We start from the raw sequence: 16,832 nt of genomic DNA, 5'->3' as shown, positions 1-16,832 counted from the left end.
ATCTCAATGAGCAAACCCAACAAGCCCAACTCGACGCCGGAAAACGAGCCGTCGCGGATTCGTGAAGGTTTGCCCTTCCCTCTCGGCGCGACCTGGGACGGTCTGGGGGTCAACTTTGCGCTGTTCTCGGCCAACGCCACCAAAGTCGAACTGTGCATCTTCGACGACAGCGGCGAAGTCGAGCTGGAGCGCATCGAACTGCCGGAATACACCGACGAAACCTTCCACGGCTACCTGCCCGACGCCCACCCCGGGCTGATCTACGGCTACCGCGTGTACGGTCCCTATGACCCGGCCAACGGTCATCGCTTCAATCACAACAAATTGCTGATCGACCCCTACGCCAAACAGCTGGTGGGCGAGCTCAAATGGTCCGAGGCCCTGTTTGGCTACACCATCGGCCATCCGGACGCCGACCTCAGTTTCGACGAGCGCGACAGCGCGCCCTTCGTGCCCAAGTGCAAAGTCATCGACCCGGCCCACACCTGGGGCAACGACCAGCCAGTGCGCACGCCGTGGGATCGCACGATCATTTATGAAACCCACCTGCGCGGCATCACCATGCGCCACCCTTCGGTGCCTGAGGAAGTGCGCGGCACCTGCGCCGGGCTGATGGTCGACGATGTGCTCAAGCACATTCGCCAGTTGGGTGTGTCATCGGTCGAGTTGCTGCCGGTGCACGCCTTCGTCAACGACCAGCACCTGCTGCAAAAAGGCATGACCAACTACTGGGGCTACAACAGCATCGCCTTCTTCGCCCCGGACCCGCGCTACCTGGCCAGCGGCAAGATCGCCGAGTTCAAGGAAATGGTCGCGCACCTGCACGAAGCCAAGCTGGAAGTGATCCTGGACGTGGTCTACAACCACACCGCCGAAGGCAACGAGCAAGGCCCGACGCTGTCCATGCGCGGCATCGACAACGCCTCGTACTACCGCCTGATGCCCGATGACAAGCGCTTCTACATCAACGATTCCGGCACCGGCAACACCCTCGACCTGAGCCACCCGTGCGTGCTGCAAATGGTCACCGACTCGTTGCGCTACTGGGCGACCGAGATGCACGTCGACGGTTTCCGCTTCGACCTGGCAACCATCCTTGGCCGCTACCGCGACGGTTTCGACGAGCGCCACAGTTTCCTCGTGGCCTGCCGCCAGGACCCGGTGCTGCGCCAGGTGAAAATGATTGCCGAGCCTTGGGACTGTGGACCCGGCGGCTATCAGGTCGGCGGTTTCCCGCCGGGCTGGGTGGAATGGAACGACCGTTTCCGCGACACCGTGCGCTCGTTCTGGAAAGGTGACGACGGCCAACTGGCCGACTTCGCCGGACGCATGACCGCCTCGGGCGAGATGTTCAACCAGCGCGGCCGCCGGCCGTACAGCTCGGTGAACTTCATCACCGCCCACGACGGTTTCACCCTGCACGACCTGGTGTCCTACAACGACAAACACAACGAAGCCAACGACGAGAACAACCAGGATGGCAGCAACAACAACCTGTCGTGGAACCACGGTGTCGAAGGCCCTACCGACGACCCGGAAATCAACGCGCTGCGCCTGCGCCAGATGCGCAATTTCTTCGCCACCCTGCTGCTGGCCCAGGGCACGCCAATGCTGGTAGCCGGTGACGAGTTCGCCCGGACCCAGCACGGCAACAACAACGCCTACTGCCAGGACAGCGAGATCGGCTGGATCAATTGGGAACTGGATGAAGACGGCAAGGCCCTGCTCAAGTTCGTCAAGCGCCTGATCAAGTTGCGCCTGGCGTACCCGATCCTGCGTCGCGGGCGCTTCCTGGTGGGCGACTACAACGAAGATATCGGGGTCAAGGACGTCACCTGGCTCGCGCCGAGCGGCGATGAAATGACCATCGAGCAATGGCAGGACAGCCATGGCCGTTGCCTGGGCATGCTGATGGATGGCCGCGCCCAGGAAACCGGGATTCGCCGCCCGGGGGCCGATGCCACGTTGTTGCTGGTGGTCAATGCCCACCACGACATGGTCAATTTCCGCCTGCCACCGGTGCCGGATGGCGGCTTCTGGACCTGCATGCTCGACACCAACCAGCCGGCAGTGCGTGGCCAGGAACGCTTCGATTTCGATCACGAATACGCGGTCACCGGGCGTTCGCTGCTGCTGTTTGAATTGCAGCATGAGGACGAGGTGTGACATGGCCTTGCATGAGTTTCTTCGCGGCTACCGGGATTACCCGGACACCCAGGCCCTTGGCGCTGCGCTGAGGGCTTTGGTGGAGGAAGGCCTGGACCAGTTGCCCTTGCCGGGCAGCGGACAAACGTTGGAACGCTTCAGCCGGCTGGCGCAAGTCGCCGGCCATGACCTGCGGTTGTGCAAGTTGTTCGAGGGCCACACGGACGCCCTGGCGATCATCGCTGAACTCGACAGCCCCTTGCCGCCGGTTGGCAGCACGTGGGGCATGTGGGCGGCCGAGCCGCCCACCGCCAAGGTGCGGATCCGGCGTGACGGCCAACGTGTGCGGCTGGAGGGCCGCAAGGCCTGGTGCTCGGGCGCGGCGGTGGTCAGCCACGGGTTGCTCACGGCGTGGGATGAAGAGGATCGCCAGCAACTGGTTGCAGTGCAAATGCACCAGCCCGGCGTAACCGTCACCGATGAGGGCTGGGCCGCCGTGGGCATGGCCGCTACCGGCAGTGTTGAAGTGCTTTTCCAGGACGCCGTTGGCCTGGCCATCGGCAAGCCTGGGGACTATTTGGCGCGCCCGGGCTTCTGGCAAGGCGGCATCGGCATCGCCGCCTGCTGGTACGGCGCGGCACAACGCCTGGCGGAGGCCTTGCGCGAGCAGTGCGCAAAACGCCCGGAGCCCCACGCCCTGGCGCACCTTGGCAGCGTCGACAGTGCCTTGCACAGCGCGGCCTGTGTGCTACGCGACAGCGCCACCCATATCGACCGGCAGCCCAAGGCAGATGCCCGGCTGTTGGCACAACAGGCACGGGCCTGTATCGAAGAAACCGTCGACCAGGTGATTCACCATGTCGGCCGAGCACTGGGCGCCGGGCCGTATTGCAAGGACCCGCATTTTGCCCAGTTGATGGCCGACTTGCCGGTGTACCTGCGGCAAAGTCATGCCGAGCGCGACCTGGCCGCCCTTGGTCAACAAGTCGCCGATGAGCGCCCAGGGAGATGGGAACTATGAAGATCAATCCAATCGTCGGCCAGGGCACGCCCTTGCATGTGTGGCAAGGCTCGTCGCGACTGGCCGAGCTGCCTTGCGTAGACATTGCCGAACTGGTGCCTGAAGGCAGCCGCGCCGTGATCATCGCGCCACACCCGGATGACGAAGTCCTGGGCTGCGGCGGCCTGTTGCAAGGCCTTGCCGCGCTGGATCGCCCTATCCTGCTGATCTCCGTCACCGACGGCAGCGCCAGTCACCCCGGCTCCCGCCGCTGGCCGGTGGAACGCCTGAGCGTGGTGCGGCCGCAAGAGTCGGCGCAGGCCCTGCACCGGCTGGGATTGCCGTTGCACAGCCTGAAATGGTTGCGGGCCGGGTTCAGCGACAGCCAGGTCGCCGCAGGTGAAGAAGACCTGAGCCGCTTCATCGAGCGTTACCTCAAGCCCGGCGACGTGGTCTTCACCACCTGGCGCGAAGACGGCCATTGCGACCACGAGGCTGTGGGCCGTGCCAGTGCCAAGGCGACCCGGGCGGTGGGCGCAACCCTGCTGGAGTTGCCCGTTTGGACCTGGCATTGGGCAACCCCGGAAGACAGCCAGGTGCCCTGGGATCGCGCTCGTAAAATTCTCCTGACACCTGAAGCCGTGGCCCGTAAACGGCACGCCATCCATGCCTTCGCCAGCCAGTTGGAAGGCGACCCGCAGATCGGCCTGCCGCCGGTGCTCGCGCCCTATGTGCTGGAGCGCCTGCTGCAACCTTTTGAAGTGGTGTTCGTATGAGTGTCGCCACGCCCTATTTCGACGAGCTGTTTGCCGGCAACGACGACCCTTGGGCCTTTCGGCAACGCTGGTATGAACAGCGCAAGCGGGCCCTGACCCTGGCGCTGCTGACCCGGCCGCGCTATGCCTCGATCTTTGAACCCGGCTGCGCCAACGGCGAGCTGAGCTTCGAGCTGGCCCCGCGCTGTGACCGCCTGCTCTGCTGTGACACGGCGCTAGCGGCGGTCAGCCTGGCACAGGCGCGGCTGCGGGGTTTCAGCCATGCCACCGTGCAGCAGAGCCGCCTGCCGCAGCAATGGCCCAGCGAAACCTTCGAGCTGATCGTGCTCAGCGAGCTTTGCTACTACCTGGACCCGAAGGATTTCGATGGGCTGATCGATCGCGCCCTCGCCTCCCTGACGCCTGATGGACAAATCCTCGCCTGCCACTGGCGCCCGATCATCGAAGGCTGCCCGCAGACCGCCGAACAGGTGCATGCGCGCCTCGGCCAGCGCCTGGGCATGCCACATCTGGCGCAGCATCACGAAAGCGATTTTCTACTGGATTTGTGGAGCCGCGACGGCACCACGGTTGCGACCCTGGAGGGACTGCGATGATCGGCATCCTGATACCCGTGCATAACGAAGAAAAACTGCTGCCCGAATGCCTGAAAGCTGCGATGGTCGCCGCCAGTCATCCGGGCCTGCTGGGTGAAGAGGTGCAGATTCTGACAGTGCTCGACAGCTGCAGCGACCGCAGCGCCATGATCGCCCGCGAATACCAGGTGCACAGCCTGGAAGTGCAGGCGCGAAACGTGGGCCACGTGCGCGGTGTGGGTGCGCGGCACCTGCTTAACAACGGCGCGCGCTGGATTTCCTGCACCGACGCCGACAGCCGCGTCGCTCCCGATTGGCTGGTGGCGCAACTGGCCCTGGGCGTGGATGCGGTGTGCGGCACGGTGACGGTGGACGCCTGGAGCGAGGGCTTCGACCCGGCGGCGCAGATCCGTTATCACCAGGCCTACACCGCCCGGGACGGGCATCGGCATATCCACGGCGCCAACCTGGGCGTCAGTGCCGGCGCCTACGTGCGGGCCGGCGGTTTCGAGCCCCTGCCCTGCCATGAAGACGTGGAGCTGGTGCGCCAGTTGGAGCGCTGCGGGGCTTCCATTGCCTGGAGCCACTCGCCCCAGGTGATTACCAGTGCCCGCCTGGATTGTCGCGCCCAGGGCGGCTTCGGTGATTACCTGAAGAGCCTGATGCAGGCCTCCTGAAAAAATTGCGACACCCGGCGGTGTTAAAGCGGCGATTCATAACTATCATCACTATTCCTTGCACGGCAATCCAGGGTTGGAACGCCGTCGCGCCGCGAGCGTGCAGTACCTGACGCTCGCGTACCACAAGAGCCGTCCCGTCAACGGGGTACGGCCTGCACCACCGATAAACAAGGACGTGACACCCATGAAGCCTGCACTGTTAAGTGACAACCGCCGGGGCCCCGCGCAAATCTGGAACAGCGCCCCGCAACTCGCGCAAATCCCTGCCATCAACCCCGCAACCCTGGTGCCCAAGGGCGCCCGCGTGGTGATCATCGCCCCGCATCCCGGCGATGAAGTGATCGCCTGCGGCGGTCTGCTGCAATTGCTCAGCACCCTTGAATACTCCCTGCAACTGATCTCCATCACCGACGGCAGCGCCAGCCATCCGGGGTCTGCCGTGTGGCCGGCCAAACGCTTGAGCGTGGTGCGGCCCCAGGAAAGTGTCGAAGCCCTGCGCCGCCTGGGCGTGCCCCTGCACAGCCTGAAATGGATCCGCGGCGGTTTCGCCGACAACGCCCTGGCCGCGCGGGAACAGCAAATGAGCCAGTTCATTGCGCGCTACCTGCAACCCGGCGACGTGGTGTTCACCACCTGGCGCAACGACGGCAATGACGACCACGACGCCGTCGGCCGTGCCGCTGCCAAAGCCTGCGCAGTCAAGGGCGTGCGCTTGCACGAACTGCCGATCTGGGCGTGGCACTGGCCGCTTCGGGAAACCGCCGCCATCCCCTGGCAGCGCGCGCGCAAGGTGCGGCTCGACACCTGGAGCGTCGCCCGCAAGCTGCACGCCGCCCACGCCTATGCCAGCCAACTGGCAGGCGACCCGGAAATCGGCCTGGCGCCGATCCTGGCGCAGGTGCTGCTGGAGCGCATGCGCGAGCCCTATGAGATTGTATTTTTGTAGGCGCACCCACTCGTCTATACCTGTAACTTCTGACAGTAGCGAACGCTCTTTCTGTGTGGCTAGCTTGGAACACCGGCTTGCAGGGAGGGCGAATCATGAGCACGCGGTTTTCATCAGTGACGTATCTGAGCGTCTGCAGCGTGACGACGCTGTTGCTCAATTGGCCCCTCCCCGCGCACGCCGCCTGTACGCTGGTCATAACCGCAGGCAACGACACCACCCTGTGCAGCGATGGCAGTGCTGGCGCGCTGACGGATTTACAAGGAAGCAACATCCTTGAGTTCCCCGTCGGCGGCACCGGCATCATCGTCGGCAACGTGACTTATGGAGCGGGAGATGATCGGGTCACGATGGATTCCGGCGCGATCAACGGTGCGATCAATCAAGGTGACGGAAGAAATATTTTCCAGCTGTTCAATGGCAATATCTCCGGCACGGTGACGCAAGGCGCGGGCGGTGATATTGCGCAAATCAGCGGCGGCAGCTCCGGTGCAATCTCCCAGGGTGACGGGGTAGACCAGTACTTCCAGAGCGGTGGCACCGTCGCCTCACTGGCTCAGGGCGACGGCCGTGACGAGTTCACCATGAGCAGTGGCAGGATTGTCGGTGCTTTTGAAGATGGAGATGTAGCGCTGATGACCGGTGGCAGCATCGGGCGGGTCGACATGAAGCTCGACAACAACCTGTTTGACCTGCGGGGTGGAGCGATCATCGGCAACCTCGTTACTGGCTTCGGAAACGACACCATCCTGGTTTCCGGAGGAACGGTTGGTGGCAACATCAGCGTCAGCGGCGGCGACGACATCATCAACGTCAGCGGAGGGGAAATAAGTGGGCAGATCCTCGCCAGCTTTGGCAACGATGAGTTCACTTGGGAAGGCGGCGGTCTGATCCATAAGGAAATCCTCATGGGTGATGGCGCTGACAGGGGTTTCCTGCTCAACCTGACCGAAACCACCCTGGCCTCCACACCACTTCTGGACGGTGGTTTGGGTAACGACACCCTGACATTCGACAACACCCGATCCGCCACGCCAACCCGCTATGTCAACTGGGAAACCGTCAACCTGGACAACAATTCGCGCCTGACCCTGGGCGGCGACTTCAAGCTCGGTGACAGCGCTACAGCCACCGGTACCCTGAATATTTTTGGCAGTGCCGCCCTGCAGGTAACACAGGGCAGCATCAGCCCCTTCACGGCCGGGCAACCAGCCAACCTGAACAACGGCGGCCTGATCGACATGACCACCGGCAGTTCCAGCGCCACCGACAGCCTGACCGTCAACGGCAACTACACCGGCAATGGTGGCGAACTCGCGCTGCAATCGGTACTCGGCGCCGACGGCTCGGCCAGTGACAAGCTGGTAGTCAGCCAGGGCACGCTGCAAGGCGGCACTACCATCACCGTCACCAACCTTGCCGGCCCCGGCGCCATGACGCTGCAGAACGGCATCCAGGTGGTTGAAGCGCTTAACGGTGCCACGAGCAGCGACCTGGCGTTTACCCTGCGCGGTGGATCCGTTTCCGCAGGCGCCTATGAGTACTACCTGTTCAAAGGAGGCGTAACGCCGGGCACCGGGCAAAACTGGTTCCTGCGGTCCTCGGTGGTGGCGCCGCCGCTGCCCAACCCTGAGGATCCTGACGACCCAGTGGGCATTCTCCCCCCCGTCCCCGCCGATGGCACGCCGGACCTCCCGGGGATTTTCCCGGGAGAAGAACCCATACCCATCTATCGCCCGGAAGTCCCGGTGTATGCCGTGTTGTTTCCCGCCGTGCAGCAGATGGTCCAGGGCATGCTGGGCACCTACCACGAACGCATGGGCGACCAAAGCCTGCAACGCCAACCTGGTGCACTAGCGGCCGGTTGGGGCCGGGTGTATGGCAGCAGCACGCGGCAATCATTCGCCGGCACCGTCAGCCCGTCGCTGGACAGCTCCCTGTCCGGTTTCCAGGTTGGCACTGACCTGTATGCCTGGACCAACGACGCTGGCCTGACCCAACGCTTCGGCTTCTTTGTCGGCCACAGCCGCCTGACCGGCAATGTGGCGGGTTTCAATGGCGGTTTTCAGGGCAAGGACGCCGGCAACACCACCCTGCGCGGTGACAGCCTGGGCGCGTATTGGACGCTAATCGGCGCCAACCGCGCCTATATCGATGTCGTGCTGATGGGCACGCGGTTCGATGGCCACAGTGAATCCGACCGGGGCGTCAAACTCCCAACCAAGGGCCACAACGTGCTGGGGTCTGTGGAGGTGGGAATGCCGTTTGCGGTGTCTGAACAGTGGGAGGTCGAGCCGCAGGCCCAGGTGATTGTCGATCGAAGCTATGTGGACAGCCAGAATGACGGAATCTCGGATGTCTCATTCCGCGCCGACACTAACGTCGTCACCCGTCTCGGTGTCCGCCTCAAGGGCAGCTACAGCGTGAGCGGCATGCCCCTGCTGCCTTATGTGCGTACCAACGTGTGGCACGCCAGCGCCGGGAATAACACCGTCACGTTCAATGACAGCACGGACATCAACACCGAACAGAAATCCACCACGCTGGACGTCAGCACCGGGGCAACGCTGCAGGTATCGAGTACGGTCAGTGTGTATGGCGAGGTGGGGTACAACAGCAATCTGGACAGTAATCAGCTGAATGGGCGAAAAGGCACGATTGGCATAAGGGTCGACTTCTAAGCCACAACACATCCCCACTGTGGGAGCGGGCTTGCTCGCGAATGCAGTGTGTCAGCCAAAAAATCTGGCACTGGTACTGCGCATTCGCGAGCAAGCCCGCTCCCACATGGGGTCTTCATCGTCTGGAATTCAGGCGTCCGGTCGCAGTATCAGCACACCCAGCGGCGGCAGGTTCAACGACAGCGACAACGGCTGCCCATGCCTGGGCTCCTCCTCCGTAAACGCCCCGCCACCGTTGCCGAAGTTGGAACCGGCATAGGTGTCGGCATCGCTGTTGATCACCTCGCTCCAGCGCCCGGCAAACGGCACGCCGACCTTGTAGGCCTCACGCGGCACCGGCGTGAAGTTGGCCACCACCAGCACCGGCCTGCCATCCTTGCTCCAGCGCAACCAGGCGTAGACGCTGTTGATCGCGTCATCCCCAATCAACCACTGGAAGCCCTGTGGTGCGTCGTCCTGGTCATGCAGCGCCGGCTCTTCGCGGTACAGACGGTTGAGGTCGCCCACCAGTTTCTGCACGCCCCGGTGTTCGGGGTATTGCAGCAGGTACCAGTCCAGTTGCTGATCGTGGTTCCACTCGCGCCATTGGCCGAACTCGCAGCCCATGAACAGCAGCTTCTTGCCCGGGTGCATCCACATGAAGCTCAGGTACGCCCGCAGGTTGGCAAATTTCTGCCAGCGGTCGCCGGGCATCTTGTCGATCAACGAGTGTTTGCCGTGCACCACTTCATCATGGGAAATCGGCAGGATAAAACGCTCGGACCAGGCATACACCAGGCCGAAACTCAGCTCGTTGTGGTGATGGGCACGGTACACCGGGTCCTGCTGGATGTAGTGCAGCGAATCGTGCATCCAGCCCATGTTCCACTTGTAGTTGAACCCCAGGCCGCCCTGTTGGGTCGGCTGGCTTACGCCCGGCCATGCGGTGGACTCCTCGGCGATCACCAGCGCGCCGGGGGCCTCAAGGGCAACGACATCGTTGAGGTGGCGCAGGAAGTCGATGGCCTCGAGGTTTTCCCGCCCGCCGTGGCGGTTGGGTACCCATTCACCGGCCTTGCGCGAATAGTCGCGATACAGCATCGACGCCACGGCATCCACCCGCAGGCCGTCGATATGGAAATGCTTAAGCCAGTGCAACGCCGACGCCAGCATGAAGCCGTGGACTTCGGTGCGGCCGAGGTTGTAGATCAGGGTGTCCCAATCCTGGTGGAAGCCTTCCAGCGGGTTGGCGTATTCGTACAGCGCGGTGCCGTCGAATTGCGCCAGGCCGTGGGTATCGGTGGGGAAATGCGCCGGCACCCAATCCAGGATCACGCCGATGTCGGCCTGATGGCAGGCGTTGACGAAAAACGCGAAATCCTCCGGCGAGCCGAAACGTGCCGTCGGGGCAAATTGCGACAGCGCCTGATAACCCCATGAGCCGCCGAACGGGTGCTCCATGATCGGCATCAGTTCGATATGGGTGAAGCCCAACTGCTGTACATAAGGGATCAACCGCTCGGTCAGCTCGCGCCAACTGTACTGGCGGGACACCTCGCCGACTTCATCCAGCTCGCACTGCCAGGAACCGGCATGCAACTCGTAGATCGACAAGGGTGCGCTAGGCTTTTGTCGCTCGCTGCGCGATTGCATCCAGTCGTGGTCCTGCCAGTCGACCTGCAGCGGCGAAGCGACCTTGGACGCAGTATCCGGCGGCAACTGCGTGGCCAGGGCCATGGGGTCGGCCTTGAGCGGCAGAATGCCGTGGGCACCGAGGATTTCATACTTGTAGGCCGCGCCGGGTTGCAGGCGCGGGATGAAAATCTCCCACACCCCGGACGGATGGCGCAGGCGCATCGGATGACGGCGCCCGTCCCAGATATTGAAGTCGCCCACCACCGAGACCCGGCGGGCATTCGGTGCCCATACCGCAAAACGCACGCCCTGGACCCCGTCGACGCTGGTCACTTGTGCCCCGAGGCAACTGCTCAGATCGCGGTGATTGCCTTCGGCAAACAGATACAGGTCCATCTCCCCCAGCAGCAGTTGCTGGAAGCTGTAAGGGTCTTCGGTGATCTGTTCGCCACCGGCCCACTGGATCTTCAGCAAGTACGCCTGACGGCTGCCGAAATGCCCGACAAACAAGCCCGGCACCTGGGTCGCATCGAGGCTGCCGATGTGCTCGCCGCTGTCGCGGGCCAGGACCTGGACACTCAGTGCTTCCGGCAGGAAGGCGCGAATGAACTGGCCGCCCTGCTCGTCGTCATGGGGACCCAGGATCGAGAATGGATCATGGTGCTCGGCCCGCACCAGGGCTTCGATATCAGCAGGCTTGGGCATCACACTCAACTTTTCCTGCAGCGGTTCTTTGCTTGTAAAACTCATGACGTCTCCCCACCGCGTGCAGTTTTCGATATTGGTTTCAACCCGCTGAGCAGCCCGTGCAAACCTTGCAACGGCACCGGCAACCAGCTCGGGCGATTCTCTGCTTCGTAGGCCACTTCGTACGCGGCCTTCTCCAGGCTGAACAACGCCAGCGCTGCGTCCTGGCCTTTGGCGTCCTGCCAGTCATGGGCCAGTGTAGTCGTGGCAGCGTGATAGGCCTGGATAAATGCCTGCCTGGCCTCATGCAAGTAGCGATCCGCCACACGTTGCCGGGACGCATTGGCCTCGGGCGACTGGTCGACGCCCTGCACATTCACCGCCATGGCCGCCGCGTAATCAAACGAGCGCAGCACCCCGCTCACATCCTTGTACGGGCTGTGTTTGCCGCGACGCTCAGGCAACGGCCGCGCCGGTTCGCCCTCGAAGTCGATGAGGTAGGCATCGCCCTTGACCACCAGTACCTGGCCCAGGTGCAGGTCGCCGTGCACGCGAATGCGCAACCCGCCCACCGTGGCTTTCGCCAGGTCCTGAACGTGACTGGCGATGGCCTTTTTCTGCTCCAGTAAAGCACTGACCAACGCCTGATCGGCAGGGTTCAACTTGGTTTGATGCTGTTTGAGCAACTGCAAGGCGTGGTCGATTTGTGCGCCTACGTGCCTGGCCCAGCCCTGGCTGTCCTTGAGGGTTGTGACCTCGGGCTTGAACGCCTTGTTAGTGGTGGGCGCCGCCAGCACCAGGTGCATCTCGCCCAGGCGCTGGCCGAGCAAGCCGGCGAAATCCGCCAGCTCGCCAAGGGCGTTGTAGTGCTGTTCCTGCTCGGACATGGCTTCGGCCAGTTCGTCGCGAATCGCTCGCTCCAGGTTATTCTGGGTCCAGCCCCACGCGTCGCCCTGGTTGCTCAGGTAACCCTGGGCGATCATCAGCAGGTTGTCCTGGCCATCGGCGTCGTGGCGGATCACCGAGCCCAGCAGCGGCGAGATATGCTCGTAGCCGGCCTCGGTCAGGTAGGCGCCCATTTCCAGCTCGGGGTGAACCCCGGCGCTGACTTTTCGGATCAACTTGAGCACCAGGCTGCCGCCCACCACCACGGAACTGTTGGACTGCTCCGCCGCGAGGTAGCGCACTTCCGACTCGTCGTTCAATTCCAGCTTGGCCAGTTGCGCCGTGGGCTCGAAGCGAATCTCGCCATCGGTGGAGTCGAGGACGGTTTTGGCCTGCAGGCCTTGGATCACGCCGCGGATATAAGTGTCGAGGCTGAAGGCATCGGTCACCAAACCTACCTGACGCACTCGCCGTACACGGGCAAGCGCGAGTTGTTGCGGCAAGGCGCTGGTGAACTGGTCTTCGCCAAGGAAGCCGAACGGCAGCTGATAGCGGCTGACCTGGCCGGCGCTGGTGACTTCGATTTCACTAAGCAGCACCGGATGCTGCGGGTCGCCGAAGCGCACGCCATAAGCGATGTGCACGCTGTCGATTGCCGTATCCTTGCTGGCAAACCAGCGGCGCTTGGGCAGCCACGCCGGCAACGCATTCTGTTCCAGGGTGGTGCGGCACGGTGCTTCGAGCAATTCTTCCATGCGTTTCTTCAGCACCAGGGTGGTGAAGTCCGGGATGCTTTGTGCCGGTTCCACGTGCCAGCTTGGCATCTGGTTTTCCGCCGCCAGCACGAACCAGTAGAAGCCATACGGCGCCAGGGTCAGCAGGAAATTCAGCTGGCCAATCGGTGGGAAGGCATTGCCACCGAGCATCTCCACCGGAACCATGCCGGCAAACGCCGAGAGGTCCAGTTCTGCGGCCTGGGCACTGCGGGACACGTTGGCCACGCACAGGATGATTTCATTCTTGCCATCGGCGCCTGCGTATTCGCGGGTATACGCCAGGATGCGGCGGTTGCTGGGCGAGAGCATTTTCAGGCTGCCGCGACCGAACGCCTTGGACTGTTTACGCACCGCGAGCATGCGCCGCGTCCAGTTCAGCAACGAGTGCGGGTCCTGGGTCTGGGTTTCGACGTTGACCGACTGGTAGCCGTATTGCGGGTCCATGATTGGCGGCAATACCAGGCTGGCCGGGTCGGCGCGGGAGAAGCCGCCGTTGCGGTCGATGGACCATTGCATCGGCGTACGCACGCCGTCGCGGTCACCGAGGTAGATGTTGTCGCCCATGCCGATCTCATCGCCGTAGTACAGGGTCGGCGTGCCCGGCATCGACAGTAGCAGGCTGTTGAGCAGCTCGATGCGCCGGCGGTCGCGTTCCATCAGCGGCGCCAGGCGGCGGCGAATCCCCAGGTTGATACGTGCACGGCGGTCGGCAGCGTAATAGTTCCAGAGGTAGTCGCGCTCTTTGTCGGTGACCATTTCCAGGGTCAGTTCATCGTGGTTGCGCAGGAAGATTGCCCATTGGCAATTGGCCGGGATCTCCGGGGTCTGGCGCAGGATGTCGGTGATCGGGAAACGGTCTTCCTGGGCCAGCGCCATGTACATGCGCGGCATCAGCGGGAAGTGGAACGCCATGTGGCACTCATCGCCGTCGTCGCCCTTTTTGTCCCCGAAGTACAGCTGGGTGTCTTCCGGCCATTGGTTGGCTTCGGCCAGGAGCATGCGGTCGGGGTAGTTGGCGTCGATCTCGGCGCGGATCTGCTTGAGCACGTCGTGGGTTTCGGGGAGGTTTTCGTTGTTGGTGCCGTCGCGCTCGATCAGGTACGGAATGGCGTCCAGGCGCAGGCCGTCGATGCCCATGTCGAGCCAGTAGCGCATCACCGACAGGACGGCTTTCATGACCTGCGGGTTATCGAAGTTGAGGTCCGGCTGGTGGGAGTAAAAGCGGTGCCAGAAGTACTGGCCGGCGACCGGGTCCCAGGTCCAGTTGGACTTTTCGGTGTCGAGGAAAATGATCCGGGTGCCGTCGTATTTCTGATCGTCATCGGACCATACGTAGAAATCCCGCGCCGCCGAGCCGGGCTTGGCCTTGCGGGCGCGCTGGAACCATGGGTGCTGGTCGGAGGTGTGGTTGATCACCAGCTCGGTGATCACCCGCAGCCCGCGTTTATGGGCTTCGGCGATAAAGCGCTTGGCATCGGCCATGGTCCCGTAGTCGCTGTGCACGCCGCGGTATTCGGCGATGTCGTAGCCATCGTCACGGCGTGGCGAGGGGTAGAACGGTAATAGCCAAATGGTGTTCACACCAAGGTCGGCGATGTAGTCGAGCTTGGCGATCAGCCCGGGAAAATCACCGATGCCGTCGTTGTTGGAGTCGAAATAGGATTTGACGTGAACCTGATAAATCACCGCGTCCTTGTACCAGAGCGGATCTTTGATAAAGGTGGCAGCCTTGGGTTTCTTCGCCATTGGAAACTCCTGGGAATTCGAAAAATTCTGCCTGAAGGAACTCGGTCAATGTGGGAGCTGGCTTGCTCGCGAAAGCGGTATATCAGTGGACCGATTCGGAGACTGACACTCCGCTTTCGCGAGCAAGCCCGCTCCCACCTTTGATCTCCAGTGGTTTGGAGATCGGTGTCGATTCAGGAAACGGTAATGCGCCAGATGCCAAACGGCTGATGCCACGGTTCGATGCGCATCCACTGGGTCTTGCCGTACCACGTCCAGCGGTGGCCGGTCATCAGGTCTTCGCCCTGGGTCTGGGCATCGTCCGGCAAGCCCAGCTCCCACAGCGGCAACTCGAAATTGGCCTCCTGGGCGTTGAACGGGTCGAGACTCACGGCCACCAGGATAAAGTTGCTGCCATCCTCGCTGCGTTTGCCGAAGTACAGGATGTTGTCGTTCCACGCGTTGTAGAGTTTGAGCCCCAGGTGCGTCTGCAAGGCCGGGTTCTGCCGGCGGATGCGGTTGAGCTGGGCGATCTCGGCAATGATGTTGCCCGGCGCCGTGAAGTCTCGCGGGCGGATCTCGTACTTCTCCGAGTCCAGGTACTCTTCCTTGCCCGGCACCGGGGCCGCTTCGCACAGTTCAAAACCCGAGTACATGCCCCACAGGCCTGAGCCCATGGTGGCCAACGCGGCGCGGATCAAGAAGCCGGCGCGGCCGGATTCATGCAGGAAGCCGGGGTTGATGTCCGGGGTGTTGACGAAGAAGTTCGGCCGGAAGCACTCGCGCCACGGCGACTCGTTCAGTTCGCTCAGGTACTCGCTCAACTCTGCCTTGGTGTTGCGCCAGGTGAAGTAGGTGTAGCTCTGGGAGTAACCAACCTTGCCCAGGCGCGCCATCATCGCCGGGGTGGTGAAGGCTTCGGCGAGGAAGATCACTTCGGGGTATTTAGAACGCACATCGCTGATCAGCCATTGCCAGAACGGCAGCGGCTTGGTGTGGGGGTTGTCGACGCGAAAGGTCTTCACGCCCTCTTCCACCCAACCGACCACGATGTCGCGCAACTCGACCCACAGGCTGGGAATCGCGTCGGCCGCGTAGAAGTCGACGTTGACGATGTCCTGGTATTTCTTCGGCGGGTTCTCGGCGTATTTGATCGTGCCGTCGGGCCGCCAGTTGAACCAGCCCGGATGCTGTTTGAGCCACGGGTGGTCCTGGGAGCACTGGATGGCAAAATCCAGGGCGATTTCCAGTCCATGGTCGGCGGCGGCATTGACCAGGTTGCGGAAATCCTCACGGGTGCCCAACTGCGAATGGATCGCCTCGTGGCCGCCCTCTTCGCTGCCGATGGCATACGGGCTGCCCGGGTCGTCCGGCCCGGCGGTCAGGGAATTGTTCTTGCCCTTGCGGTGGCTGCGACCGATCGGATGGATCGGCGGGAAGTACAGCACGTCAAAGCCCATGTCGTGGATCATCGACAGCCGTGAGTGCACATCGTTGAATGTGCCATGGCGCGCGAGATCGTCGGTGATCGAGCGGGGAAACAACTCGTACCAGCTGGCAAATTGCGCAGCCTCGCGCTCTACATCAATCGGATACACCGGGCTGATGCTCAAATAGGCGCGGTGATCGGCCTGGGTCATCAGGTGTGCACTGTCTTCGTGCAGGAACAACGCGACCTGCTCGGTTTCCAGCAAACCGGAGAGTTCGTGGTGCAGCAACATCAAGCGGTCACGCAGCTCATTGTCACTGCGCTCGGCGGCTTGCAAGACCTGGCTGCGACCTTCCTGCAACTCCAGGCTGACGGGCACCCCGGCCTCGTGTTTCTTGCTCAGTTCGTAGCGAAAGCTGGCAAACGTGTCGATCCAGGCTTCGATGCAATACTCATGCGGGCCCTGGGCGGTCACGGTGAATGCGCCCTCCCAGCCGTTGTTGCCGACATCGGTCATCACCACGCTGTGCCAGCTTTCTTCACTGCGCGGGCGCCAGCGGATCATCACCGCAAGCTTGTCGTGGCCATCAGCGAACACCTTGCTGGCAACCTGCACGCGCTGGCCAACCACAGTCTTGACCGCGAACTCGCCGCCATCGATCACCGGGGTCGTGCTTTCAATCGCGATCCTTGGCAGCAACAATGCCTGGGACAGCGGTAATGTGGAGGTTGAATCGTCTTGAGTCAGTGTTTCAGCAGTCATCGAGCATCTCCCCTTAACGCCCAGTGGACGCTCTTGTGCTTGATTCAAATTCTGAAACGACGCCACTCTCCCTGAGCAGGGCCGTCTAGGTTCCGAGCATGCCGACGAGTGAAAAGTTCAGGCGGATATCCCGCCATCGGGCGGGGAATC

10 protein-coding genes are annotated in these 16,832 nt (G+C 62.7%); 7 read left to right on the top strand and 3 right to left on the bottom strand.

All coding sequences use genetic code 11. The features are described 5' to 3' along the window. Nucleotides 1-6: 6 nt before the first annotated feature. From glgX to V6607_RS15035, 7 genes are all read left to right on the top strand, one after another. A complete protein-coding gene (glgX, locus tag V6607_RS15065) occupies nt 7-2,166 on the top strand; it encodes a glycogen debranching protein GlgX (protein WP_003207536.1) in 2,160 nt (719 codons plus the stop codon). 1 nt (nt 2,167) lies between these two features. Further along, a complete protein-coding gene (locus V6607_RS15060; RefSeq protein WP_134326429.1) occupies nt 2,168-3,166 on the top strand; it encodes an acyl-CoA dehydrogenase family protein in 999 nt (332 codons plus the stop codon). Next, nucleotides 3,163-3,921: a PIG-L family deacetylase gene (locus V6607_RS15055; RefSeq protein WP_134326428.1), complete on the top strand. Its 759-nt coding sequence runs from the start codon at nt 3,163-3,165 to the stop codon at nt 3,919-3,921. The genes V6607_RS15060 and V6607_RS15055 overlap by 4 nt, the downstream gene beginning before the upstream one ends. Then, nucleotides 3,918-4,517: an SAM-dependent methyltransferase gene (locus V6607_RS15050; protein WP_003207530.1), complete on the top strand. Its 600-nt coding sequence runs from the start codon at nt 3,918-3,920 to the stop codon at nt 4,515-4,517. The genes V6607_RS15055 and V6607_RS15050 overlap by 4 nt, the downstream gene beginning before the upstream one ends. Further along, nucleotides 4,514-5,173: a glycosyltransferase gene (locus V6607_RS15045; RefSeq protein ID WP_003207526.1), complete on the top strand. Its 660-nt coding sequence runs from the start codon at nt 4,514-4,516 to the stop codon at nt 5,171-5,173. Before V6607_RS15050 ends, V6607_RS15045 begins: the two co-directional genes overlap by 4 nt. A 187-nt stretch (nt 5,174-5,360) precedes the next feature. Beyond that, nucleotides 5,361-6,122 carry a PIG-L family deacetylase gene (locus V6607_RS15040; protein ID WP_003207524.1) on the top strand — a complete coding sequence of 254 codons (762 nt, stop codon included), beginning with the start codon at nt 5,361-5,363 and terminating at the stop codon, nt 6,120-6,122. A gap of 95 nt (nt 6,123-6,217) precedes the next feature. Beyond that, nucleotides 6,218-8,803, top strand: a complete 2,586-nt coding sequence (locus tag V6607_RS15035; protein WP_134326427.1) for an autotransporter outer membrane beta-barrel domain-containing protein — start codon at nt 6,218-6,220, stop codon at nt 8,801-8,803. 129 nt (nt 8,804-8,932) lie between these two features. Here V6607_RS15035 and glgB read toward each other — a convergent pair whose 3' ends face one another. The 3 genes from glgB to V6607_RS15020 form a co-directional block, all read right to left on the bottom strand. Then, the gene (glgB, locus tag V6607_RS15030) at nt 8,933-11,167 is read right to left on the bottom strand and encodes a 1,4-alpha-glucan branching protein GlgB (RefSeq protein WP_003207521.1); all 2,235 of its coding nucleotides are present in this window, start codon (nt 11,165-11,167) and stop codon (nt 8,933-8,935) included. Next, nucleotides 11,164-14,511 (bottom strand): maltose alpha-D-glucosyltransferase, encoded by a 3,348-nt coding sequence (gene treS, locus V6607_RS15025; protein WP_008435160.1) that lies wholly within the window; start codon nt 14,509-14,511, stop codon nt 11,164-11,166. The genes glgB and treS overlap by 4 nt, the downstream gene beginning before the upstream one ends. Nucleotides 14,512-14,684: 173 nt before the next feature. Continuing rightward, nucleotides 14,685-16,682, bottom strand: a complete 1,998-nt coding sequence (locus tag V6607_RS15020) for an alpha-1,4-glucan--maltose-1-phosphate maltosyltransferase (protein WP_134326426.1) — start codon at nt 16,680-16,682, stop codon at nt 14,685-14,687. Nucleotides 16,683-16,832: the final 150 nt, after the last annotated feature.

Origin of the sequence: Pseudomonas sp. KK18, assembly GCF_037094675.1 — a bacterium.
GTDB lineage: Bacteria > Pseudomonadota > Gammaproteobacteria > Pseudomonadales > Pseudomonadaceae > Aquipseudomonas.
Note: the sequence above shows the minus strand (reverse complement) of the source record. Positions and strands in the feature narration are given on the sequence as shown.

Coding starts and splice junctions, on each gene's coding strand:
- V6607_RS15060 (WP_134326429.1), top strand. CDS start 2,168: ATGGCCTTGCATGAGTTTCTTCGCGGCTACCGGGATTACCCGGACACC.
- V6607_RS15020 (WP_134326426.1), bottom strand. CDS start 16,682: ATGACTGCTGAAACACTGACTCAAGACGATTCAACCTCCACATTACCG.
- glgB (WP_003207521.1), bottom strand. CDS start 11,167: ATGAGTTTTACAAGCAAAGAACCGCTGCAGGAAAAGTTGAGTGTGATG.
- V6607_RS15040 (WP_003207524.1), top strand. CDS start 5,361: ATGAAGCCTGCACTGTTAAGTGACAACCGCCGGGGCCCCGCGCAAATC.
- treS (WP_008435160.1), bottom strand. CDS start 14,511: ATGGCGAAGAAACCCAAGGCTGCCACCTTTATCAAAGATCCGCTCTGG.
- V6607_RS15035 (WP_134326427.1), top strand. CDS start 6,218: ATGAGCACGCGGTTTTCATCAGTGACGTATCTGAGCGTCTGCAGCGTG.
- V6607_RS15045 (WP_003207526.1), top strand. CDS start 4,514: ATGATCGGCATCCTGATACCCGTGCATAACGAAGAAAAACTGCTGCCC.
- V6607_RS15055 (WP_134326428.1), top strand. CDS start 3,163: ATGAAGATCAATCCAATCGTCGGCCAGGGCACGCCCTTGCATGTGTGG.
- V6607_RS15050 (WP_003207530.1), top strand. CDS start 3,918: ATGAGTGTCGCCACGCCCTATTTCGACGAGCTGTTTGCCGGCAACGAC.
- glgX (WP_003207536.1), top strand. CDS start 7: ATGAGCAAACCCAACAAGCCCAACTCGACGCCGGAAAACGAGCCGTCG.